Consider the following 21,471-nt stretch of genomic DNA (forward strand, 5'->3'; position numbering starts at 1 on the left):
TCAACTCTCCGGGGGTGCGCCGCCCTCGGCGGTTCGGCGCGCGATGAAGTCGCGCATGGCGTCCAGCCCCGGCTGATCCTGCGCGGGTGGTTCGAAATTGGCCAGTATGTCCCGCCAAACCGCATTGGCCCGGTGGTTCGCATCGACCGATCCGCGTTCGGTCCAGGTGCCGAAATTGGCATAATCATGCAGGTGCGGTTCATAGAATTCGGTGGTGTAGCGCTCCATCGTCTGGCTGGCGGCAAAGAAATGGCTGCCGGGCTCGACCTCGCGCAAGGCAGTGTCGAACCCGATCTCGGCCGAACCCGCCTGAGCCCCTGCGCACAGCTCGGCCACCATGTTCAGCACCTCGGCATCACAGATCAGCTTTTCGAAGGACACGGTCAGCCCCCCTTCCAGCCAGCCGGCCGAATGGATGATCACCGTGGCCCCCGCCATCAGGCAACCCCACAGCCCGAACTGGTTTTCATTGGCGGCCTGCACGTCATTGGCGTTAGAGGCCGACCCGGCCGCCGACCGCCACGGCAGGCCCAGATGCCGCGCCAGTTGCCCCGCCGCCAGTGAGGCCTGGAAATGCGAGGGCGTGCCAAAGGCCGGGGCGCCTGATTTCATGTCCACGTTACTGGTGAAGGTGCCATAGCAGACCGGCGCGCCGGGATTGGCCAGTTGGGTAAGGGTCAGGGCGGCCAGCGCCTCGGCATGGGACAGGGTGATCGCGCCCGCGACCGTGATCGGCGCCATCGCTCCCATCAGCGTAAACGGCGTGATGATCGACATCTGCCCGTGACGGGCAAAGTCGATCAGCCCCTGCGCCATCGGAATGTCCAGCGTGCGCGGGCTGTTGGTGTTGATGATGGTGTAGCAATGCGGCCGGGCGCGAAACTCGTCATCCGACAGGCCCCGCGCGACGGCCAGCATCTGGAAACAATCCATCACCTGCGGCGTCCCGCGCGAGAAGAAGAACGGAAACTTGTCGGTCAACTCCATCTGCGACTGCGTCGTGAAATAGTGGCGCAGGTGAGTCGGCACGTCCTGCGGCTCAACCTGGGGCGAAATCATCTGGAACACGTCGAAATGATGGGTGAGCTTCAGGAACTCGAGGTAATCCTGCCCGCTGGCCGGGCGGCGGCCGCGTTCCAGATCGGTGGCATTGGGCGCGCCTGCGCCGGGTTGAAACACCAGGCTGCCCAGCTCCAGCGTGAAGTCGCGATGCCGCGCCCCTGCCCGGCAGGCGATGGATTTCGGGGCCGAGTCCACCGCAGCCTCGACCAGATCGCGACCGATGAACACCATTTCGCTGTCTTCATCCACCAGCGCCCCCGCGGCGGCGAACAGGCGCCGCGCCTCGGGCAGCAGGACCTTGACGCCCAGTTCCTCCAGCGTGCGGAGAGCGGTTTCGTGCATGTCGGCGATCTGGTCGGCGGGAAAGACCTCCATCACCGGAAACGGGTTGCGCACCTGGCGATAGTTAACATCCCGATGGGTCGCGGGTACGGCCTCAGCGCCCCGGCCCCGCCGACGGCGATCCCTGCCCCGCGCCGCCACGATCAGCCCCGCATCGCCTTGCCCTCGGGGTCATAAGGCGACGGCGCGATCACCCGCGCGGGACGCTCGACCCCGACCACGTGCACCGACAGTTCGGTTCCCGGCTGCGCCTTGTCCCGGTCCACCAGCGCCATCGCCAGCGACTTGCCGATATAGTGGCCATACCCGCCCGAGGTCACGAAACCCACGCGCTGGTCGCCCGCCCAGACCGGCTCGTACCCGCTGGCATCCGCATCCAGCGCGTCCACCTCGAGCGTCACCTGAACCTGCGCCGGGCCGTTGCCCTCACGCTCGGCCAGAGCTGCGTCCTTACCGACGAAATCCTTGTCCCAGTCAATCCAGCGGTCCAAGCCGGTCATGCCGGGTGTGTAGGCCTGGGTGAATTCGGCCGACCAGATGCCAAAGCTCTTCTCAAGCCGCGTGGACAGCATCGCGTTGAAGCCGCATTCGCGGATGCCTTCGCTGGCTCCGGCCTCAAGCAGCGCGTGGCGCAGGGCGATGTGGTCGCCATAGCGGCAGTTGATCTCATAGCCCTTTTCGCCGGTGACCGACATGCGGGCCACGCGGGCGCGCACGAGGCCGATGTCGTAGTCACCGCAGCCCATGAATTTCAGGGTTGAGATATCCTGCTCGGCCAGTTTCTCGACCACCGCCTGCGATTTCGGGCCAATCACGGCAAAGCCGCAGACCTCCTCGCCCAGGTCGCGCACGGTGACCCCGTCGATCATGTGATCGTCGAACCAGCGCATGTGCCAGGCCCGCAGGTAATAGCTGCCCATGATCCACCAAGTGCCGTCGCCCCAGTTCAGAACCGTCAGGTCGCCCTTGAGCCGCCCGTTCTCGCCCAGCATCGGCGCCAGTTTCGCGCGGCCCGGTCCCGGCAGGTTCGAGGCCATCACCTTGTTAAGCCAGATTTCCGCATTCGGCCCCGAAACCTCGAACCGTGAAAACCCGGTGATGTCCATCAGGCCCACGCCCTCGCGGATGGTGCGGCATTCCTCGGCCACGATGTTGAAGGCATTCGAGCGTTTGAGCGTCGGCGTTTCCTCGAACCCCTTGGGCGCGAAATAAAGCGGCACCTCGAGATCCCAGCTGATGCCCCATTTGCAACCCGCCTCGGTCATTGCGTCATGGGCCGGCGACATCTTCAAAGGGCGTCCGGCGGGCAGTTGCTCGTTCGGATAGGTCATCACGAAGCGGCGGGAATAGAACTGGCCGGTGGTTTCGCGGATGTAGCGCTTGTTCTGGGCAAAGTCGCCATAGCGCGCCACATCCATCGGCCAGGCATCGGCCTCGGGCTCGCCATGGATCATCCATTCGGCCAAGGTCTTGCCGACGCCGCCACCCTGCAGGAACCCGGCCATCACCGCGCAGGCGGTCCAATAGCCGCGCTTGCCCGGCACCGGACCGACCAGAGGGTTGCCGTCAGGCGAGAAGGTGAACGCACCGTTCACCCATGTCTTGATGCCCACGTTCTGGATCGCCGGATAGCGCTGGAAGCCCAGCGTCAGTTCGTTCTCGATGCGGTCCAGCTGCTCCTGGAACAGCTCCTCGCCATAATTCCACGGCGCGCCGTCCATGGCCCAGTGCTCGTGATCGACCTCGTAGATGCCAACCAGAACGCCCTTCTGGTCCTGCCGCATGTAGGTGAAGCCCTCCAGATCCACGGTCATCGGCATCTCGAAATCGGCCGCCGCGACCTCGGGCACCGTGTCGGTGATCAGATAGTGGTGTTTTAGCGGAGAGACCGGCAGCTCGACCCCGGCCATACGCCCCACCTGCTTGGCCCACAGGCCGGCAGCGTTGACCACATGTTCGCAGGTGATCGTGCCCCGGTCGGTCACCACCTGCCAGCCATCGGCGGTCTGGATCAGTTCTTCAACCTTGGTTTCCTCATAGTATTCTGCCCCGCGCTTTTTGGCTGCGGTAGCATAAGCCTGCACGGTGCCCGTGGTATCAATATAGCCTTCGCGGTCGGCCCACATCGCACCCAGAATGCCGTCGGTGGACATGATCGGGCAGCGTTTCTGCGCTTCTTCCGGACTCAGCAATTCGCAATCGTCTATGCCGATGGACTGGAAGATGCGGTAATTCGCCTGCAACCACTCCCACCGTTCGGGGGTTCCGGCCAACGTCAGACCACCGGTCATGTGCAGGCCGATATTCTGACCCGATTCCTTCTCGATCTCGCTCAGAAGGTCGATCGTGTAAGCCTGCAGCGCCGCCATGTTCGGATCGGCGTTCAGCGCGTGGATGCCCCCCGCCGCATGCCATGACGACCCCGACGCCAGACGCCGTCGTTCCAGCATGACCACATCCGACCAACCGAACTTGGCCAGATGATACAGAACCGAGGCGCCGACGACGCCACCCCCGATGACCACAACGCGATACTGCGATTTCATCCCGACCTCCCCTGGACGATTCCCAAAGGACGCTAGGGGCACTGTTCACTTCTGTCTAGACATTTCTGTACAGTGCTGTCAGGCACTGGCGCTGGGCCGCGCCTGCACGCTGTCGAACCAGGCTCGGGTTGCCGTGTTGCCCTCGGGGATGCGCATCTTGATGACACGGGCGAAATCCACGAAAACGAAGGTCGAGATATCGGCCAGCGAGAACGCCTCGCCCGCGATGAAGGGGCTGTCTTGCAAGCGTTCTTCGAGCAGGTCGAAGAACGCCCCGACGCGCGCGATGCCGCGTTCGGCCAGTTCAGGGATCTGCGCGTGGTTCTGCGGGCCGGGAATGGCGCGGTCCTTGAAGGCCGGATGCGTGTTGCGCAGCGCGTCGGCGATGGGCGCCCCGCCCTGTTGTTCGACGATCGCGTTCCACATCAGCACCAGCCCTTTCTCGTCCGGCGTCCGCCCCATCAGCGGGGGCTCGGGGAAGCGCGCCTCGAGATAGGCGGCGATACCGAGGTTCTCGGTCAGAACGGCGCCCTCGTCGGTAACCAGCACCGGAATGGTGGCGCGGGGGTTCACCTTGCGAAACGCCTCGCTCAGTTGCTCGCCCTTGGCGATCGAGATGTCGCGGGTTTCGATCTGCAGCCCTTTTTCGGCGATGAACATGCGGGCGCGGCGCGGGTTCGGAGCGGTAGAGCAATCGTAAAACAGCATGGGCGGTCCTTTGCGTGAACGTCACGCGAAGGTTAGACCGCCCGCCGTGCCGGGATCGAGTCCCTGCGCAAAGTGACCCTGCGGAACGCCGCTCAGCGCCGGTAGATGAAGCAGCGACCCGGAACCGCGCCTTCGGGGAGGGGCTGTTCCGTCAGCGTTTCGAAATACATCCGGTCGCTCGAGACCATCAAACCGCCTTCGGCCAGTAGTGGTTCTATCAGCGGCGACACGAAGCGGGCGAAGGCATCGTTCTTTTCCCTGTTGTGGCCGCCCAGATCGGCGTGAATCAGGCTGGCGGTTGCGCCGAACCGATCCAGCGCGGCGGGCAGCGTCTCGCGCACGTCACCCAGAATCAGACGATCTTCGGACGGGGTTGAATCCGGGTGCGAGGCCACCGCGCGCTCGAACACATAGACCGGACGATCCTGGATGCGCTGGATCATGTGATGATAGGTCCGCCCGTTGCCCAGCCCCAGTTCGAACACCGGACCGGCCATGCCGGACGTCTGGGCGATGGCGGCATCCAGGCAGGCCCGCTGCGAAACCATGCGGTCGATGAACAGGTCCAAGCGGCTTTGTTGATGTGGCACGATCTGATCTCTCCGTGATACCTTTGCAGGCCCGTTGGCGCGGACCGGTCGGGCCTTGGATGACAAAAACTCAAGGCTTTGTGTAGGGACAATGCACCAAGGGACGCGAGTCCGCGACGTTTTCCCCCAAGAAGGTGTTTGACTAGTTGCCCCCGGGCGCGCGAAACTGCGTCCAAAAAACAGGGAGTTGATCAAAGCCATGCCCACCGGCGGCCAAACGGGCGGAACCTCCGCATGACGGCCTTGCTGTCTGTCCGAGACCTAAGCATCGGTTTCGGGGACGGAGACTCCGTCGTCAAAGATGTGAGCTTCGATGTCGAGGCCGGACAAACGCTGGCTTTGGTCGGAGAGTCCGGGTCGGGCAAGACCATATCATGCCGGGCAGTGCTGCGTATCCTGCCCCGCGCGGCGCAGATACGGAAGGGCACGATCACCTTCGGCACCGGGCAGGATCAGCTTGATCTTGCCACGCTCGGCGAGCGCAGGATGCGCGACATCCGGGGGAACCGGATCTCGATGATCTTTCAAGAGCCGATGCGGTCGCTGTCGCCGCTGCACAAGATCGGCAACCAGGTCAGCGAAGTCTTGTGGCTGCATCGCGGGGCCTCGGAATCCGAGGCCCGCAAGGAAGTGCTGAAACAGTTCGAACGTGTCGGCTTTCCCGATCCCGTGCGGGCCTATGACTCGTATCCTTTTGAAATGTCGGGCGGGATGCGACAGCGGGCGATGATTGCCATGGCCATGGTGGCCAAGCCCGACCTGCTGATCGCCGACGAGCCCACCACCGCGCTGGACGTGACGACGCAGGCGCAGGTTTTGGGGCTGATCAAGGACCTGCAGCAGGAAACCGGGATGGCGCTGATCCTTGTGACGCATGACCTGGGCGTGGTGGCCAACATGGCCGAACAGGTGGTCGTGATGCACAAGGGCCGCGTGATGGAGGCGGGTCCCGCCGCGCTGATCCTGAGCGAACCGGCGCATCCCTACACGCAGCAATTGTTCGAGGCCGCGCCGGAAATCCCAGACGAGGACGCCGTGGGCATCCCCATGCCGGACGAGGATCTGATCCTCGAGATGAAGGGCGTTTCCAAGACCTACACGATGCGGGCGGGCCGCGGGTGGAAGGCCGACAAGCTGATCCACGCCTGTCGTGGCATCGACCTGAAGCTGGCAAGGGGCAAAACGCTGGCCGTGGTCGGCGAAAGCGGGTCGGGCAAGACCACAGCCGCGCGCATCGCGTTGGGCGCAGAACTGCCCGATCCCGGCGGCGAGGTTCTGTTTCGCGCTACGCCGCAGGACGATCCGATCCAGGTGCATCAGATGACGCGCGCCGAACGTACCGTGTTCCAGCGCAAAGCGCAGATGGTGTTTCAGGACCCTTACAGCTCGCTCAGCCCGCGGATGCGCATTCAAGACGCGATGACCGAACCGCTCGAGATTCACGGGATCGGCACCTCGGCGGAGCAACGCGAAAAGGCGGCCGAGATGCTCAAGCGCGTCGGGCTGAACGCCGACATGTTGAAACGCTATCCGCATGCCTTTTCTGGTGGACAGCGCCAGCGACTGTCGATTGCCCGTGCGATGATGTTGGACCCCACGCTGATCATCTGCGACGAACCGACCTCGGCGCTGGATGTTTCGGTGCAGGAACAGATCCTGACACTACTTGAGGAACTGCAGGACAGCCTGAACCTGTCCTATTTCTTCATCTCGCACGACCTAGCAGTGGTGGCCCGAATCGCGGACGAGGTCGCCGTGATGCGGCAGGGGCTGGTGGTCGAACAGGCCCCGCCCGAGACGCTGTTCTACAATCCCCGCCACCCCTACACAAAGGCGCTGATCGCGGCCCAGCCCGAGCCCGACATCAACCGCCCTATCGACCTGAAGCTCGTCGCCCTAGGCGCCGGATCACCGGACAGTTGGGATGACGCCTTTCGTTTCTCGGACACCGTGATACCTTCACTGGTAGAGATGGAGCCCGGCCATAAGGTACGTTGCCATGTTTAAGACCCCTCGATTACTGACGCTGGCCACCGTTCTGGCCTCTGCCTTCGGGCTTGCCGCACAGGCGGACACCCCGCCCGATCTGCAGGAAAGCACATTCTGGAAAACCGAGGTCGATGCCGGGAACCTGCCACCGATACAGGACCGTATCCCGCAAGAGCCGCTGATCGTGGATCTGGAGGCCAAGGGCCGCGCCTTTGGCAAACAGGGGGGCACCCTGCGCACCATGGTCACCCGGTCCAAGGACATCCGCCAGATGGTCGTCTATGGCTATGCGCGGCTGGTGGGCTATGATGCCGATTACAACCTGGTTCCCGACCTGTTGGCCAGCTACGAGAACGAGGATAACCGCAAGTTCACGCTGCATCTGCGCAAAGGCCACAAATGGTCCAACGGCGAGCCCTTCACGTCGGAAGATTTCCGGTACTGGTGGGAGGACGTCGCCAACAACGAATTGCTCAGCCCCTCGGGCCCACCCGATTTCCTGCGGATTGAGGGCAAGTTTCCCAAGGTCTCGTTTCCCGATGAAACGACCGTGATCTATGAATGGGAAGATCCCAACCCGAACTTCCTTCAGTCGCTGGCGCAGGCGCGCCCGCCCTTCATCTATCGGCCGGCCGAATTCCTAAAACGCTATCACGAGAAATACGCCGACAAGGAAGAGCTTGCATTCCAGGTTGACGATGCCCGCGTCAAAAGCTGGGCCGCGCTGCACAACAAGCTGGACAACCTCTACAAGTACGACAACCACGAACTGCCGACTCTTCAGCCTTGGTTGAATGCCAGCTCGGGCAAGAAGATCCGGCACAATTTCGTACGCAATCCCTACTATCACCGCATCGACGCCAAGGGCGTGCAACTGCCCTATATCGACGTGGTCGAGATGGAGATCATCGCGCCCGGCCTGGTCGCCGCCAAGGCCAATGCCGGCGAGACCGATCTGCAGGGCCGCGGGCTTGACTTCCGCGATGCCTCGATCCTGAAAAAGGGCGAGGCGCAGGGCAACTACAAGACCTTGCTGTGGAAGACCGGTGTCGCCTCGCAAATCGCGATCTATCCCAATCTGAACTATGAAGACGCGGTCTGGCGCGATGTGCTGCGCGATGTACGCGTCCGCCGGGCGCTGTCGCTGGCGATCGACCGGCAGACCATCAATCAGGCCCTGTATTTCAAACTGGCGCATCCGGCGGCCATGTCGGTCCTGCCGGCCTCGCCCTTCTACAGTGAGGAGAACGCGCAGGCCTGGGCGCAGTTCGATGTCGACCAGGCCAATGCCCTGCTGGACGAAGCCGGCTTGGACAAGCGGGACAGGAACGGCATCCGTCTGCTGCCCGACGGCCGCTCGATGGAGTTGGTGATCGAAACCGCCGGCGAAAGGCAAGAAGTCGAGAACGCGCTGCAGATCGTCACCGACACCTGGCGCGAGATTGGCGTCAAGCTGGTGATGCGCCCGCTTGACCGGGACATTCTGCGCAACCGGGTGTTTGCCGGAAACACGATGGCCTCGGTCTGGTACGGATGGGACAACGGTATTCCGCAGGTCTATACTTCGCCGCTGTATGTGGCGCCCACCGACCAGGTGTTTCTGTCCTGGCCGAAATGGGGTCAGCACTATCAAACCGGCGGCGGTTCCGGCGAGCCGCCCGATCTGCCCGAGGCGCAGCGCCTTCTGGAACTGGCCCATGACTGGCAGGTCGCCACCGACGACGACCAGCGCCGCGCGGCTTGGGAAGCCATGCTCAAAATCCACGCCGAACAGGTCTATGCCATCGGCATCCTGAACGGAGCGCCGCAACCGATCGTGTTATCCAACCGCCTGCGCAACGTGCCGGAACAAGCCATGTGGGCATGGGAACCCGGCGCACATTTCGGAGTGCACCGGCCCGACGAATTCTTCTTGGCGGACTGACGAGGGCTGACCGATGATCATGCTCCGCTATGCGGTGTATCGCTTTTTCACGATGCTGCTGACGCTTCTGGTGGTGTCGGTGATGATCTTCGTGATCATCAACCTGCCGCCCGGCGACTATCTCAGCAACCAGATCGCGGAATTGCAGGCCTCGGGGCAGTCGGCGGGCGTGGCCAAGGCCGAGTTCCTGCGCAAGGAATATGCGCTGGACCGGCCGATGTGGCAACAATACCTGATTTGGATGGGGTTTATCCCCGGCCCCCACGGGTTCGAGGGGCTGCTGCAAGGCAACTATGGCTGGTCTTTCGAATTCGACCGCCCCGTGGCCGAGATCGTGGGCGATACGCTGTGGCTGACGGTCGTGGTCAACCTGGCGGCCATCCTGTTCGTCTATGCCGTGGCCCTGCCGTTGGGCGTGATGGCGGCGGCCAAATCCCGGACCTGGGTCGATTACACGACCGCTTTCGTGGGCTATCTGGGGCTGGCCACACCCAACTTTCTGCTGGCGCTGATCCTGTTCTACTACGGCCACCGCTATTTCAACCTGCCCATCGGCGGGTTGATGGACCCGATCTACGAAGGCCAGCCGATGAGCTGGGACAAGATGAAGTCGATCCTGGTGCATCTGATCGTACCCACCTTCGTGATTGGCACCTCGGGCGCCTCGGCGATGATGCAGCGCCTGCGTGCCAACATGCTGGACGAACTGGGCAAGCCCTATGTCGAAACCGCCATCGCCAAGGGGATGGCGCCGTCGCGGATGCTGACGAAATACCCGCTGCGCGTGGCATTCAACCCCTTCGTGGCCGATATCGGCAACCTGCTGCCCTCGATGGTGTCGGGCTCGGTTCTGGTGTCGGTGGTGCTGGGTTTGCAGACCATCGGCCCCACTCTGCTGACGGCGCTTAAAACACAGGATCAGTTCCTGTCGGCCTTCATCCTGATGTTCGTGGCCCTGCTGACCCTGATCGGCACCATGATTTCCGACATCCTGCTGGTCATGCTTGACCCGCGCATCCGCTACGAGGGGCGTGAGGCATGAGTAGACTTCCCGATGGCCGCTATGTCGATGACGCCCCGTTCGACCCGCAGGCCGCCCTGCAGGAGCTGGAGCGCAAGGACCTAGACGCTCCCAACTGGGTGCTGGTTTGGCGCAAGTTCAAGACGCACAGGCTGGGCCTGATCTCGGGCATCTTCCTGCTGTTGTGCTACCTGATGCTGCCCTTTGCCGGGTTCATTGCGCCCTACGGGCCGAATGACCGCAACGGAGAGCACCTGTACGCCCCGCCTCAATCGGTGAACTGGTTTCACGACGGAGAGTTCATCGGGCCCTTCGTCTATCCGACCGTGGCCGAGGCCGATCTTGAGACCTTCCAGTGGAAATTCGTGACCGACACGGACGACCCGCGCAAGATCCGGTTCTTCTGCGAGGGTTCGGAATACAAACTGGCTGGGTTGATCCCTTCCAACACGCACCTGTTCTGCCCGCCCGAGGGCACGACCCTGTTCCTGTGGGGGTCCGACCGGCTGGGCCGCGACGTGTTCAGCCGCATCCTCTACGGCGCGCAGCTGTCGCTGACGGTGGGCCTGATCGGCATTTCGGTCTCGTTCTTCCTGGGTATCCTGTTCGGATCGCTGGCCGGCTATTTCGGCGGGCGGATCGATTGGGTCATCAACCGCGTGATCGAGATCCTGCGGTCGCTGCCCGAACTGCCCCTGTGGCTGGCGCTGTCGGCGGCGGTGCCGTCGAACTGGTCACCGGTGGCAGTGTTCTTCATCATCTCGATCATCCTCGGCATCCTCGACTGGCCCGGCCTGGCCCGTTCCGTGCGCGCCAAATTCCTGTCGCTGCGCGAAGAGGAATATGTCCGCGCCGCCGAGATGATGGGCGCCAGTTCCGGCCGGGTGATCCGCAAGCATCTGCTGCCCAACTTCATGTCGCATCTGATTGCCTCGGCCACGCTGTCGATCCCGGCCATGATCCTGGGGGAAACGGCGCTCAGCTTCCTGGGCCTCGGACTGCGGGCACCGGCGGTCAGCTGGGGCGTGATGCTGAACGACGCGCAGAACCTTGCCTCGATCGAGATCTACCCTTGGACCGCCATCCCGATGCTGCCGATCATCGTGGTGGTGCTGGCTTTCAATTTCCTGGGTGACGGGCTGCGCGACAGCCTGGACCCCTATCAACAATGAGCCTGCTGGCTTCGCTTCCGCCGGCCGAGGCCTATCGGGTCAGCGGGACCGGTGCGCTTGCCAGCGCCTTTGCCGTCTCGAACCTGGCCACTGCCAGCTTCGCCGCCGTCGGGATCGAACTTGCCCGGTTCATGCAGGCCGCCAACCTTGCCGCCACGGCGCCGGCCGTGTCGGTCGATCGTCGTTGTGCGTCGCTCTGGTTCGGGTATTCCTTCAAACCCGACGGGTGGGAAATGCCGAACCTGTGGGATCCAATCGCCGGCGACTACCAGGCCGCCGACGGCTGGATCCGGCTGCACACCAACCTGCCGCATCACCGGGCGGCCGCGCTCAGAGTGCTGGGCACCCCGGCCGACCGCGCTGCGGTGACGCAAGCGATCCGCGGCTGGTCGATCTCGGATCTGGAAACCCGGATCGTGGCCGAGGGCGGCGTTGCGGCAGCCATGCGCAGCCGCACCGAGTGGCTCGACCACCCGCAGGGCCGCGCCGTCGCTCGCGACCCCTTGATCGGCTGGCACGGTCCGCGCCGGATCACGCTGCGCGACCGGCCCCAGGCAACCGCTGCCCGCCCCTTGTCGGGGCTGCGGGTTCTGGACCTGACCCGCGTTCTGGCCGGGCCGGTCTCGACCCGGACGCTGGCGGGGTTCGGGGCGCAGGTGTTGCGGATCGACCCTCCGGGCTGGGACGAGCCCGGGGTGATCCCCGACATTTCACTGGGCAAGCGCTGTGCCCATCTGGACCTGAAATCGCCGGCAGGCGTGGACCGACTGCAGGACCTGTTGGCCCAAGCCGACGTGTTCGTGCACGGCTATCGCCCGGGGGCGCTGGACGCACTGGGCCTCGACAAGGCCAAACGCGACGCGATTGCCCCCAACCGCATCGAGGTCACGCTGAACGCCTATGGCTGGCAGGGGCCTTGGGCGACCCGGCGCGGGTTCGACAGCCTGGTGCAGATGAGCGCGGGTATCGCCGATGCCGGCCGCCTGTGGGCCAAGGCTGAAAAACCGACCCCGCTGCCGGTTCAGGCTTTGGACCACGCGACCGGGTACCTGATGGCCGCCGCTGTCCTCTCGGCCCTGACCGAGGCCACCTTGGGCCGTTCCGTCATGGATGCCCGGCTGTCGCTGGCCCGCACGGCCGAGCTTCTGGCCAGCCTCGCCAAGACCGAGACCACCGAAGACATCACCAAGCCGACCCCTGCGGACTATGCCCACGACACCGAGCAATCGGGGTGGGGGCCGGGTCATCGTCTGAAGCCCGCACTGAACGTCGGGCCGGCCGGCATGCACTGGCCCCTGCACGCGTCCCAGCTGGGCACCTCCTCCCCCGTGTGGGAGCCGTCCTGACCCCACGCGCCACCGCCGCTCGGTCAGCGGTCATCGCCGCCCGGCCCGATATCGTCCAGATAGTCTTCGTCGATCGCGGCCTGAACCGCACCGGTCACCGCCTCGCGCTGCTGCGGCGTCAGGTCGCCGGCCTCCTTGCCGTCGGCCAGTCGCACAGTCACTTCACGGTGGGCGAACTGGATGCCTTCGCGCGCAAACAGTTCCCTGATCTCCTGATAGACCCGCTTGCGCACCAGCCATTGATCGCCCGGCTTGGTCATAAACTTGACCCGGATGATCATCGCGGAATCCTGCATCTCGATCACGCCCTGCGATTTGAGAGGCTGGATGAAATTGTCGCCGATCACCGGATCGCTCAGCAATTCCTGCCCCAGCTTCTTGATCAGCTTGCGCACCTTTTCGACATCGGTGTCATAGGTCACCCGCAGAGGAAGCTTCATGATGACCCAGTCGCGGGAATAGTTGGTCAGCACCTTGATCTCGCCGAAGGGTATGGTGTTCAGCGCCCCCAGATGGTGGCGCAGCTGCATCGACCGGACCGAGATCTTTTCGACCGTCCCCTTCACGTCGCCGATATCAACATATTCGCCCTTGCGGAACGCATCGTCCAACAGAAAGAACGCGCCCGAAAAGATATCCCGCACTAGCGTCTGCGCCCCAAAGCCCACCGCCAGGCCGACGACACCGGCGCCGGCAAACAACGGGCTGACATTGATGCCAACCTCCATCAGGGCGATCAACCCGATCGAGACCACCACGATGGCCAGAATGGCGCCGCGGAACAGCGGAAGCAGTGTTGCCAACCGGCTCTGGCTGGCTTCGCCGCCCTCGTCGCCCAATTCGGCCTGACCGCCACCATCCTCGACTTCTTCGGCGATTTTCATATCGATCCAGATCCGGAAGAAATGGAACAGGATATACCCGATGAACAGGATCACCATCACGTCCAGCGCGCGCCCGACGGGCAGATCCTCGCTCCAACTGGCTTCGGGATTCCAGATGACCACCAGCGCATAGATGCCGACCACGAAGGCCAGAATGCCGGCCACCCGCCGGGCCAGATCCTCGTAGGTGACCATCGTGTGGCGCCGCTGCTCGGCCTCGGGCGTTTCCGAAGTCTCGCGCGCCTCGTCATCCGTGTCTGCCTCGGCGTTTATCGCCTCGATCTGGCGATTGCGGTCGAAATACCGTTCCAGAACATAGTTCATGGCCCCGTAGGCGATGACCACGGACATGAAGATCAGATAGCTGCTGGCCACGATCGGAATCGAATCCTCGGTTTCGAGAACCAGATCCACCGCCAACTTGAACCAACTGAACACCAGGTAGACGATCAGCACCGGCGCCCAGCCGAAGGATACGAAACGCAGCAGCCACGACACCTGATCCGGCCTGCGCCCGCCCCGGATCGCGTTCGAGATCGCCCGCGCGTTGAACAGGATCATCAGGATGTTTCCGACCAGCCCGATCAGGGTCAGGCTGCCATATACCATGGCATAAACGTTGTAGTTGAGGCCAAAATCCGCCACCCAAGTCGAAAACAGAACCGCGGTGATGTCGTAAGTCGCCAGCGCTGAGGCCCAGATGTAAAGCCGCTTGGCGTCCCGGTCCGAAAACGGCGGCAGGCGATATTGACTGAGATAGGGTGACAGCACCATGCGCCACAGGTCCGAAACCGTACGCGACAGGAAAAAGGCCGTGAAGATGGCGGTCACCGTGAACTGGATCGAGACGTCCTCAGACTGGCCGAAGAACAGATAGCCCACCAACAGCGCCATCAGCATGGCAAAGACGGTGGCCCCGATTCCCATCAGGAACCGGAACACGAGGAATGGCATCTTTTCTCGATACCCTTGCGGGTTTTCCTTGATCCGGGCGACGACCCACCGTCGGGCAAAACGCTTGCCGTACAGCTCGATCGACAGCCACCGACCCAGCAGCAGGAACAGGATGTTCCAGCCCAGAACCTCGACATAGGTCATGATCCGACCATCGGGGCTGGTCTGTTCCAGAATGTATCGCACCTCGAAGATCGAATAGGGCAACGCCTCGAACCGCGAACGGACGGCCTCGCTAAATTTGGCAACGCGCTCCTGCGCCTTCATCAACTGCGAGCTTTCCGACATCGGATCATGCGGCGCGTCCTCAGCCCGAGCGGTGGACCCGGCACCCGAGGGCACCACCTTTCCGGCACTGTCAATCACGATGACGCTGGCCCCTGCCTCGGTTGCCGCGCGTATGGCGGCGGCAATATCCGAGTCGCTGCTCGTCGCGACCTGGTCGTCCGACCCCGTCGGATACCCCGGAATCAGCGAGGTCTGGGCCGGCGCCTGCACCGCACCTGCGACCATCATCGCCCAACACAGGCACATCACGCGGACAAGAATTGTCAGATTCATAAGGCTTTGCACCCAATTTCATATCGGCTGTCCGCCAGCCTACAGGCGCGCGCGGCCCTGTTCAAACCGTCCGGCCGGGATTTCCCGACAACGTGTAGTGGCGTGTTTTTTTCCAACATTCCTGACGGCCGGCATATTTTCAAATGCCTGATTTCCGAGTAACACATCCGAGACCGGCCATCCCGCGCCAGCAAACCCGTTTCGGGTCCACGTCGGCAAATGCCCTAGGGCTGTTGCCGAATCGCAATGCCTGACGCATTTGCGGCGCTGAAACAGCGCCTTTGGCAAGCGGACCCGGAAAAGATACGCTATCAGGTGCGAACGCGCGGAAAATGCACCGAGACCAATGAAACGGGCGAAGGCATGGGCCTAGGCACAAAAGACCAAATCACCGGCCGCGCGCCGCGCATCCTGTTCTACAGCCACGACACGTTCGGTCTGGGCCACCTCAGACGATCACGCGCGCTGGCGTCCGCGATCACGCAGGCCAACGCGCAGGCCTCGGCGCTGATCCTGACCGGATCCCCGGTCGCCGGTCGGTTCACCTTTCCACGACGCGTCGACCATGTGCGCCTGCCCGGCGTGACCAAACGCGCGGATGGCTCCTATGCGGCGCAGACCATCGGCATGGGGATCGACGAAGTGACCGAATTGCGGTCAGGCCTGATCCAGACCGCCGTACGCCAGTTCGCCCCCGATGTTCTGATCGTCGACAAAGAGCCCACTGGGTTCCGTGGCGAACTGCTGCCGACGCTCGAGCAGTTGCACGAAACCGGCCATGCCAAGCTGGTTCTGGGCCTGCGCGACGTGCTCGATGAACCCGAAGTTCTGGCCGCCGAATGGGCCCGCAAGGATGCGGTTACCGCCACCGAAAAATTCTACCACGAAATCTGGGTCTATGGTCTGCGTTCGGTCTATGACCCGACCCGGGGCCTGCCGCTCAGCCCCGCGACCCAGGCCCGCATTCACTGGACCGGCTATCTGCGCCGCGACCTGGGCCCGGTCGGCACTCCGCCGGAACAGCCGTACATCCTGATCACGCCCGGCGGCGGCGGGGATGGCAAGGCCATGGTCAACCTTGTGCTGTCGGCCTACGAGCAGGACCCGGACCTGTCGCCGCGCGCCGTGCTGGTCTATGGCCCCTTCCTGTCGGGCGAATTGCGCGACGAGTTCGAAGCCCGTGTCGCGGCCCTGAACGGGCGGGTGACCGCGGTGGGGTTCGAATCGCAGATCGAGACCCTGTTCGCGGGTGCGGCGGGAGTTGTGTGCATGGGCGGCTACAACACCTTCTGTGAGGTGTTGTCGTTTGACAAACGTGCCGTGATCGTGCCGCGCACCACGCCGCGACTGGAACAATGGATCCGCGCCTCGCGCGCCGAAGACCTGGGCCTCGTCCGCATGCTGGACGAAACCCGCGATGGGTTGACGCCAAAGGCGATGATTGCTGCCATCCGCAACCTGCCGAACCAGCCACTGCCGTCGCAGGCGATCCGCGCCGGCCTGCTGGACGGGCTCGACTATGTTACCGGCCGCGTCGATGCCCTGCTGTCGCAGGAACGGGAGCGCGCCACCGGATGAGCAGAACCGCGCCTAGGCTGGCGGTGTTGGTCAAGGGCTGGCCACGCCTGTCCGAGACGTTCATCGCCCAGGAACTGGTTGCCCTGCAAGAGGCGGGCCACGACTTCGACATCTGGTCGCTGCGCCACCCGACAGACACCAAGCGCCACCCGCTGCACGACCGGTTCGCCGGCACGGTCCATTACCTGCCGGAATACCTGTTCGAAGAACCCGAACGGGTCTGGGCGGGGCGCCGGGCCGCGCAAGCCTTGCCGGGATACGACCGCGCCTATCGGCAGTGGCGGCAGGATCTGCGGCGCGACCCCACGCACAACCGCATCCGCCGGTTCGGTCAGGCCTGCGTTCTGGCCGCCGAACTGCCCGCCGAAACCCGCGCACTGTATGCGCATTTCATGCATACGCCGTCCTCGGTCGCGCGCTATGCCGCGATTATGCGGGGTCTGCCGTGGAGCTTTTCGGCCCATGCCAAGGACATCTGGACCTCGCCCGACTGGGAGAAGCGCGAAAAGCTGCAGGCCGGCACCCATGGCGCGGCCTTCGGCGCCACCTGCACTGCGGTCGGCGCCCGCCACCTGCGCGAGCTGGCCGACGATCCGGCCCGGGTCGAGCTGATCTATCATGGGCTGGACCTGTCCAGATTCCCGCACGCGCCAGACCGCCCATTGCGAAAGGTCGGCGCGCCGTTCCGCATGCTCTCGGTGGGCCGGCTGGTCGAAAAGAAAGGCTTTGACCGTCTGTTGAAGGCGCTGGCGCTTTTGCCCGCGCAGCTCGACTGGCACTGGACCCATATCGGCGGCGGTGCCTTGTCGGACGGCCTGCGAGACCTGGCCACATCCCTGGGTCTGTCGGGCCGCATCACCTGGCGGGGTGCCTGCGACCAGCCCGAGGTGATCGCGGCCATGCGCGCGGCCGACCTGTTCGTTCTGCCCAGCCGCATCGCGGCGGATGGCGACCGGGATGGTTTGCCCAATGTGTTGATGGAGGCCGCTTCTCAGAAGCTGCCGATCCTGTCCACGCCGGTTTCGGCCATCCCTGAATTCATCGAAAATGGGGTGCACGGGGTTCTGTCCGCCGACAAGCCTGACGCACTGGCGGGTGCGATCTCGGCCCTGGCGGCAGAACCCGCGAAAGCCGCGGCTATGGCCGACGCGGCCCATGACCGGTTAATTTCCGAATTCCGCATGGAACCCGGCATCGCACGGTTGTCGGCCCGGCTGCGGGCCTTGTGCGCGGATCAGGGGTGATGACGCGGGTGGCCTTCTACGCGCCGATGAAAGCGCCGGACAGTCCGATACCGTCGGGCGACCGGCAGATGGCTCGTAACCTGATGGCCGCAATCGGGGCCAATGGAACCCCGGTCGATCTGGTCTCGCGCCTGCGCATCTATGACAAGACGGGGGACGCATCGGTCCAGGCCGCGCTGCGTCGGGCCGCCCGGTCCGAGGCCGAACGGCTGATCGCCGACCTGCCCGGCGATACCGGGCTTTGGGTAACCTACCACAACTATTACAAGGCGCCCGATCTGCTGGGGCCGGTTGTGGCCAAGGCCCGCGGCCTTCCTTACGTGCAACTTGAAAGCACCCGCGCCCTGTCGCGCCTGACCGGGCCATGGGCCGGGTTCGCCCGCGCTGCCCATGACGCGTGCGATGCGGCCCGGGTGATCTTCTATCACACGGCGAATGACCTTATCACGCTGAAGCGGGAACGGTATGGCGATCAGGCGCTGATCGAGCTGCCGCCGTTCCTGCCGCGTACGGATCTGCCGCCCCGGTCGCGCTGCGACGGACCGATGCTGGCCGTGGGCATGATGCGGCCCGGCGACAAACTGGCGTCGTATACGATCCTGGCCGAGACGCTGGCCCTGCTGCAAGGGGACTGGTCGCTGGACATCGCCGGCGACGGCCCGGCCCGGGCGCAGGTTCAGGCCCTGATGGCCCCTTTCGGCGCGCGGGTGCGCTTTCTTGGGCAATTGGACGCCCCCGCGATGCAGGATGCCTATACGCGCGCCGCGCTCTTGGTCTGGCCGGGCGTGAACGAGGCCTATGGCATGACCTATCTCGAGGCGCAGGCCGCCGGAGTGCCGGTGGTGGCGCAGGATCGCCCCGGAGTGCGGGACGTGCTGGCGCCCTCGTGCTATCCCAAGCCGGAGGAAGGGCCGCAGGCGCTGGCCGCCCGTATCGACAACTTTCTGGCCGATACCGACCTGCGACGAACCGAAGGCGGGAAGGCTCGCGTTCATATCGCCGAACGCCACCTGATGCCTGCGGCCTCGGACCAGTTCTGGGCTGGCGTCGCACCCCTGCTGGAGGACCGCACATGACACGTCTGGCCCTGCTGCGACACGGTCATACCACCTGGAACCGTGCCGGACGCATTCAGGGCCGCAGCGACATTCCTCTGGACGACGAAGCCCGCGCCCAGTTGTCCGGCCTGCGCCTGCCGCCCCCTTGGAACGAGGCTGAGTTGTGGTCCAGCCCTCTGAGCCGCGCGACCGAAACGGCACAATTGGTCACCGGGCGCGCGCCGCGCACCGATCCGGCCCTGACCGAGATGGACTGGGGCGACTGGGAAGGAAAGCGCGGGCGGGACCTGATCGCCGACCCCGACAGCGGCTACCGCCATATTGAGGATTGGGGCTGGGATTACCGCCCCCCCGGCGGCGAAAGCCCGGCTGAGCTCTGGGCCCGGCTCGAGCCCTGGCTGGCCGGTCTGCAAACCGATGCGGTCGCCGTTTGCCATATCGGGATCATGCGCGTCATTCTGGCCCGGGCCTGGGGGTGGGGGTTTGCCGGCCCTGCGCCATTCCGTATCAAACGCAACCGCCTGTATGTTGTCGATCTGGACCGGATGCAGCCCGAACCCGAACCGGTCAGCCTGACCCCGCGCGAGGACATGTCATGAAGGTCATGATCGCCGTCACCCATCTGTTGGGAACCGGGCATCTCAGCCGGGCCCTGACGCTGGGGCGGGCTTTTGCCCAGGCCGAGCACGCGGTCACGGTCGTCTCGGGCGGGATGCCCGCGCCGCAACTGGATCGTGCCGGCCTGAGCCTCGTTCAACTGCCGCCGCTGCGCTCGGACGGCACCGATTTCACGCGGTTGCTGACCGAAAGCGGCCAGCCCGCTGACCCCGACTATCTGGCGAAACGGACCGCAATGCTGGCGCACGCGGTGCAAACCGGTCAGCCCGACATTCTGATTACCGAGTTGTTCCCCTTCGGCCGCCGCAGCCTGAGCGCCGAGTTTCTTGCCCTGCTGTCGGCGGCAAAGGACCTACCGGCGCGACCGGTTGTGCTGAGTTCGATCCGCGACATCCTGGCACCCCCTTCCAAGCCCGCGAAGGCCGAACGGGCCGACGAGATCGTGGCCGAATTCTTCGACGGCGTGCTGGTGCATTCCGACCCACAAGTCACACCCCTTAGCGTCAGCTGGCCGGTGTCTGAGCGGTTGGAAAGCCGCCTGCACTATACCGGTTTCGTCGCACCGCCGGCGCCGCTGCCCCATTGCGACGGCATCGGGACAGGCGAGGTTCTGGTGAGCGCTGGTGGCGGTTCGGTGGGGCAGCCGATCTTTCGCGCGGCCATCGAGGCCGCCCGAAAGATGCCAGACAGCCGCTGGCGGCTGCTGGTCGGCGGCGGCGACGCCCAAACCCGCATGGATGAACTGCGCACACTGGCCCAAGGCTGGCCGATCACGATCGAGCCGGTCCGCCCGGATTTTCGCAACATGCTGCCTCTGGCGGGGGCGTCCGTCAGCATGTGCGGGTACAACACCGCAATGGACCTGTTGCAAGCGGGTACACCGGGCGTCCTGATCCCGTTTGATGACGGCAAGGAGGTGGAGCAGACCCTGCGAGCCCGTAGCCTCGCCCATTTGCCGGCGATGCGCGTTTTGTCCTCGGCGGAGCTGACCGGAGACGCTTTGGCCCGTTCGGTCGCAGCAGTCATGGAACAGGGCCCCCGCATTCCGGCCACGCAAGGCTTTGACGGTGCGCATCGGACGGTCGAAATCGCCCTGCAGCTGCGGGAGGCGCGCGGATGACCTGGGACTGGACCCCGTTGGCGGACGAACTGCGTATCTGGTCCCGGGCCGGGCAGACATTGCCGCTGTGGTGGCGCGATGATGATGCCATGGCGGCGACGCCGCAACTCGAACGCCTGACGGACCTGTCGCGGCGGCTGGGCCTGCCGGTTCATCTGGCCGTCATTCCGAAGGCGGCCCAGCCGGATCTTGCCACCCTGATCGCCCGGACGCCCGAGTTGATTCCGGTGGTTCATGGCTGGGCCCACCACAACCACGCACCTGCCGGTGAGAAGAAGGCCGAATTCCGCCTGCATCGGCCACTTGAGGCCATCAAGGACGATGCCCGCCGCGGCCTTGCGCAATTGCGCGACCATTTCCGGGACCGGCTGCGCCCGATGTTCGTGCCGCCCTGGAACCGGATCGCGCCCGAAGTCGCAGCGACGCTGCCCGAACTGGGCTATCGGTTCCTGTCGACGGCAACCCCGCGCACTCAAAGGCTGGCGGCGCCGGAGCTTGAGCAGGTGAATACCCATCTGGACCCGATTGATTGGCGTGGCACGCGCGGGCTAGCCGACCCCGATGGGCTGATCGCCCGAACCACGGTGTTGCTGCGCGACCGCCGGCTGGGCCGCGCGGACCCCCAGGAGCCTTTTGGCGTGTTGACCCACCATCTGGTCCATGATCAACAGATCTGGGATTTCACCGAAGCACTGCTGACGCACCTGCTGCAGGGTCCGGTCCGCATCTGGACAGTACCCGCGCACTGAACGAC

At 64.4% G+C, this 21,471-nt stretch carries 16 protein-coding genes; 11 read left to right on the forward strand and 5 right to left on the reverse strand.

Going from position 1 to position 21,471, the window contains the following annotated elements; all coding sequences use genetic code 11:
- The 4 genes from AC2FMD_RS02540 to AC2FMD_RS02555 form a co-directional block, all read right to left on the reverse strand.
- Positions 1-1,545 carry a trimethylamine methyltransferase family protein gene (locus AC2FMD_RS02540; protein ID WP_496794620.1) on the reverse strand — a complete coding sequence of 515 codons (1,545 nt, stop codon included), beginning with the start codon at positions 1,543-1,545 and terminating at the stop codon, positions 1-3.
- Positions 1,546-1,547: 2 nt separating this feature from the next.
- Complete coding sequence (locus AC2FMD_RS02545; RefSeq protein ID WP_496742367.1) at positions 1,548-3,950, reverse strand: GcvT family protein; 2,403 nt, start codon at positions 3,948-3,950, stop codon at positions 1,548-1,550.
- A 78-nt stretch (positions 3,951-4,028) separates the two neighbouring features.
- On the reverse strand, positions 4,029-4,658 hold the full coding sequence (locus tag AC2FMD_RS02550; RefSeq protein WP_496686868.1) for a glutathione S-transferase family protein: 630 nt from the start codon (positions 4,656-4,658) through the stop codon (positions 4,029-4,031).
- A 92-nt stretch (positions 4,659-4,750) separates the two neighbouring features.
- Positions 4,751-5,248: a class I SAM-dependent methyltransferase gene (locus AC2FMD_RS02555; protein ID WP_496711833.1), complete on the reverse strand. Its 498-nt coding sequence runs from the start codon at positions 5,246-5,248 to the stop codon at positions 4,751-4,753.
- 234 nt (positions 5,249-5,482) lie between these two features.
- On the opposite strand from AC2FMD_RS02555, the gene AC2FMD_RS02560 reads away from it, so the two are divergent.
- The 5 genes from AC2FMD_RS02560 to AC2FMD_RS02580 are packed head-to-tail and all read left to right on the forward strand — an operon-like array spanning position 5,483 to position 12,700.
- A complete protein-coding gene (locus AC2FMD_RS02560) occupies positions 5,483-7,255 on the forward strand; it encodes an ABC transporter ATP-binding protein (protein ID WP_496742368.1) in 1,773 nt (590 codons plus the stop codon).
- Positions 7,248-9,161, forward strand: a complete 1,914-nt coding sequence (locus tag AC2FMD_RS02565) for an ABC transporter substrate-binding protein (RefSeq protein WP_496742369.1) — start codon at positions 7,248-7,250, stop codon at positions 9,159-9,161. The genes AC2FMD_RS02560 and AC2FMD_RS02565 overlap by 8 nt, the downstream gene beginning before the upstream one ends.
- Positions 9,162-9,174: 13 nt before the next feature.
- Positions 9,175-10,203, forward strand: a complete 1,029-nt coding sequence (locus AC2FMD_RS02570; RefSeq protein ID WP_496678962.1) for an ABC transporter permease — start codon at positions 9,175-9,177, stop codon at positions 10,201-10,203.
- Positions 10,200-11,354 carry an ABC transporter permease gene (locus AC2FMD_RS02575; RefSeq protein ID WP_496678964.1) on the forward strand — a complete coding sequence of 385 codons (1,155 nt, stop codon included), beginning with the start codon at positions 10,200-10,202 and terminating at the stop codon, positions 11,352-11,354. Before AC2FMD_RS02570 ends, AC2FMD_RS02575 begins: the two co-directional genes overlap by 4 nt.
- Positions 11,351-12,700, forward strand: coding sequence for a CoA transferase (locus AC2FMD_RS02580; RefSeq protein ID WP_496794621.1), 1,350 nt, complete (start codon positions 11,351-11,353; stop codon positions 12,698-12,700). The genes AC2FMD_RS02575 and AC2FMD_RS02580 overlap by 4 nt, the downstream gene beginning before the upstream one ends.
- Before the next feature lie 23 nt (positions 12,701-12,723).
- Here the strand turns inward: AC2FMD_RS02580 and AC2FMD_RS02585 are convergent, their stop codons facing one another.
- Positions 12,724-15,099: a mechanosensitive ion channel domain-containing protein gene (locus AC2FMD_RS02585; RefSeq protein ID WP_496794622.1), complete on the reverse strand. Its 2,376-nt coding sequence runs from the start codon at positions 15,097-15,099 to the stop codon at positions 12,724-12,726.
- A 363-nt stretch (positions 15,100-15,462) separates the two neighbouring features.
- Between AC2FMD_RS02585 and AC2FMD_RS02590 the strand changes: the two genes are divergently transcribed.
- From AC2FMD_RS02590 to AC2FMD_RS02615, 6 genes are read left to right on the forward strand one after another with little or no spacing between them, the layout of a single operon-like run.
- Positions 15,463-16,677: a glycosyltransferase family protein gene (locus AC2FMD_RS02590; protein ID WP_496742409.1), complete on the forward strand. Its 1,215-nt coding sequence runs from the start codon at positions 15,463-15,465 to the stop codon at positions 16,675-16,677.
- Positions 16,674-17,921 (forward strand): glycosyltransferase, encoded by a 1,248-nt coding sequence (locus tag AC2FMD_RS02595; RefSeq protein ID WP_496794623.1) that lies wholly within the window; start codon positions 16,674-16,676, stop codon positions 17,919-17,921. The genes AC2FMD_RS02590 and AC2FMD_RS02595 overlap by 4 nt, the downstream gene beginning before the upstream one ends.
- Positions 17,921-18,997, forward strand: coding sequence for a glycosyltransferase family 4 protein (locus tag AC2FMD_RS02600; protein ID WP_496686856.1), 1,077 nt, complete (start codon positions 17,921-17,923; stop codon positions 18,995-18,997). The genes AC2FMD_RS02595 and AC2FMD_RS02600 overlap by 1 nt, the downstream gene beginning before the upstream one ends.
- The gene (locus AC2FMD_RS02605; protein WP_496742372.1) at positions 18,994-19,578 is read left to right on the forward strand and encodes a histidine phosphatase family protein; all 585 of its coding nucleotides are present in this window, start codon (positions 18,994-18,996) and stop codon (positions 19,576-19,578) included. The genes AC2FMD_RS02600 and AC2FMD_RS02605 overlap by 4 nt, the downstream gene beginning before the upstream one ends.
- Positions 19,575-20,717 carry a glycosyltransferase family protein gene (locus AC2FMD_RS02610; RefSeq protein WP_496686852.1) on the forward strand — a complete coding sequence of 381 codons (1,143 nt, stop codon included), beginning with the start codon at positions 19,575-19,577 and terminating at the stop codon, positions 20,715-20,717. The genes AC2FMD_RS02605 and AC2FMD_RS02610 overlap by 4 nt, the downstream gene beginning before the upstream one ends.
- Positions 20,714-21,466: a polysaccharide deacetylase family protein gene (locus AC2FMD_RS02615; protein WP_496742373.1), complete on the forward strand. Its 753-nt coding sequence runs from the start codon at positions 20,714-20,716 to the stop codon at positions 21,464-21,466. Before AC2FMD_RS02610 ends, AC2FMD_RS02615 begins: the two co-directional genes overlap by 4 nt.
- Positions 21,467-21,471: the final 5 nt, after the last annotated feature.

It is taken from the genome of Ruegeria sp. BHSC276, from assembly GCF_059612945.1.

What these genes read in the sequence shown, in the direction of transcription:
- AC2FMD_RS02545 (WP_496742367.1), bottom strand. Translation starts at nt 3,950, where the DNA reads ATGAAATCGCAGTATCGCGTTGTGGTCATCGGGGGTGGCGTCGTCGGC.
- AC2FMD_RS02550 (WP_496686868.1), bottom strand. Translation starts at nt 4,658, where the DNA reads ATGCTGTTTTACGATTGCTCTACCGCTCCGAACCCGCGCCGCGCCCGC.
- AC2FMD_RS02560 (WP_496742368.1), top strand. Translation starts at nt 5,483, where the DNA reads ATGACGGCCTTGCTGTCTGTCCGAGACCTAAGCATCGGTTTCGGGGAC.
- AC2FMD_RS02565 (WP_496742369.1), top strand. Translation starts at nt 7,248, where the DNA reads ATGTTTAAGACCCCTCGATTACTGACGCTGGCCACCGTTCTGGCCTCT.
- AC2FMD_RS02570 (WP_496678962.1), top strand. Translation starts at nt 9,175, where the DNA reads ATGATCATGCTCCGCTATGCGGTGTATCGCTTTTTCACGATGCTGCTG.
- AC2FMD_RS02575 (WP_496678964.1), top strand. Translation starts at nt 10,200, where the DNA reads ATGAGTAGACTTCCCGATGGCCGCTATGTCGATGACGCCCCGTTCGAC.
- AC2FMD_RS02580 (WP_496794621.1), top strand. Translation starts at nt 11,351, where the DNA reads ATGAGCCTGCTGGCTTCGCTTCCGCCGGCCGAGGCCTATCGGGTCAGC.
- AC2FMD_RS02585 (WP_496794622.1), bottom strand. Translation starts at nt 15,099, where the DNA reads ATGAATCTGACAATTCTTGTCCGCGTGATGTGCCTGTGTTGGGCGATG.
- AC2FMD_RS02590 (WP_496742409.1), top strand. Translation starts at nt 15,463, where the DNA reads ATGGGCCTAGGCACAAAAGACCAAATCACCGGCCGCGCGCCGCGCATC.
- AC2FMD_RS02595 (WP_496794623.1), top strand. Translation starts at nt 16,674, where the DNA reads ATGAGCAGAACCGCGCCTAGGCTGGCGGTGTTGGTCAAGGGCTGGCCA.
- AC2FMD_RS02600 (WP_496686856.1), top strand. Translation starts at nt 17,921, where the DNA reads ATGACGCGGGTGGCCTTCTACGCGCCGATGAAAGCGCCGGACAGTCCG.
- AC2FMD_RS02605 (WP_496742372.1), top strand. Translation starts at nt 18,994, where the DNA reads ATGACACGTCTGGCCCTGCTGCGACACGGTCATACCACCTGGAACCGT.
- AC2FMD_RS02610 (WP_496686852.1), top strand. Translation starts at nt 19,575, where the DNA reads ATGAAGGTCATGATCGCCGTCACCCATCTGTTGGGAACCGGGCATCTC.
- AC2FMD_RS02615 (WP_496742373.1), top strand. Translation starts at nt 20,714, where the DNA reads ATGACCTGGGACTGGACCCCGTTGGCGGACGAACTGCGTATCTGGTCC.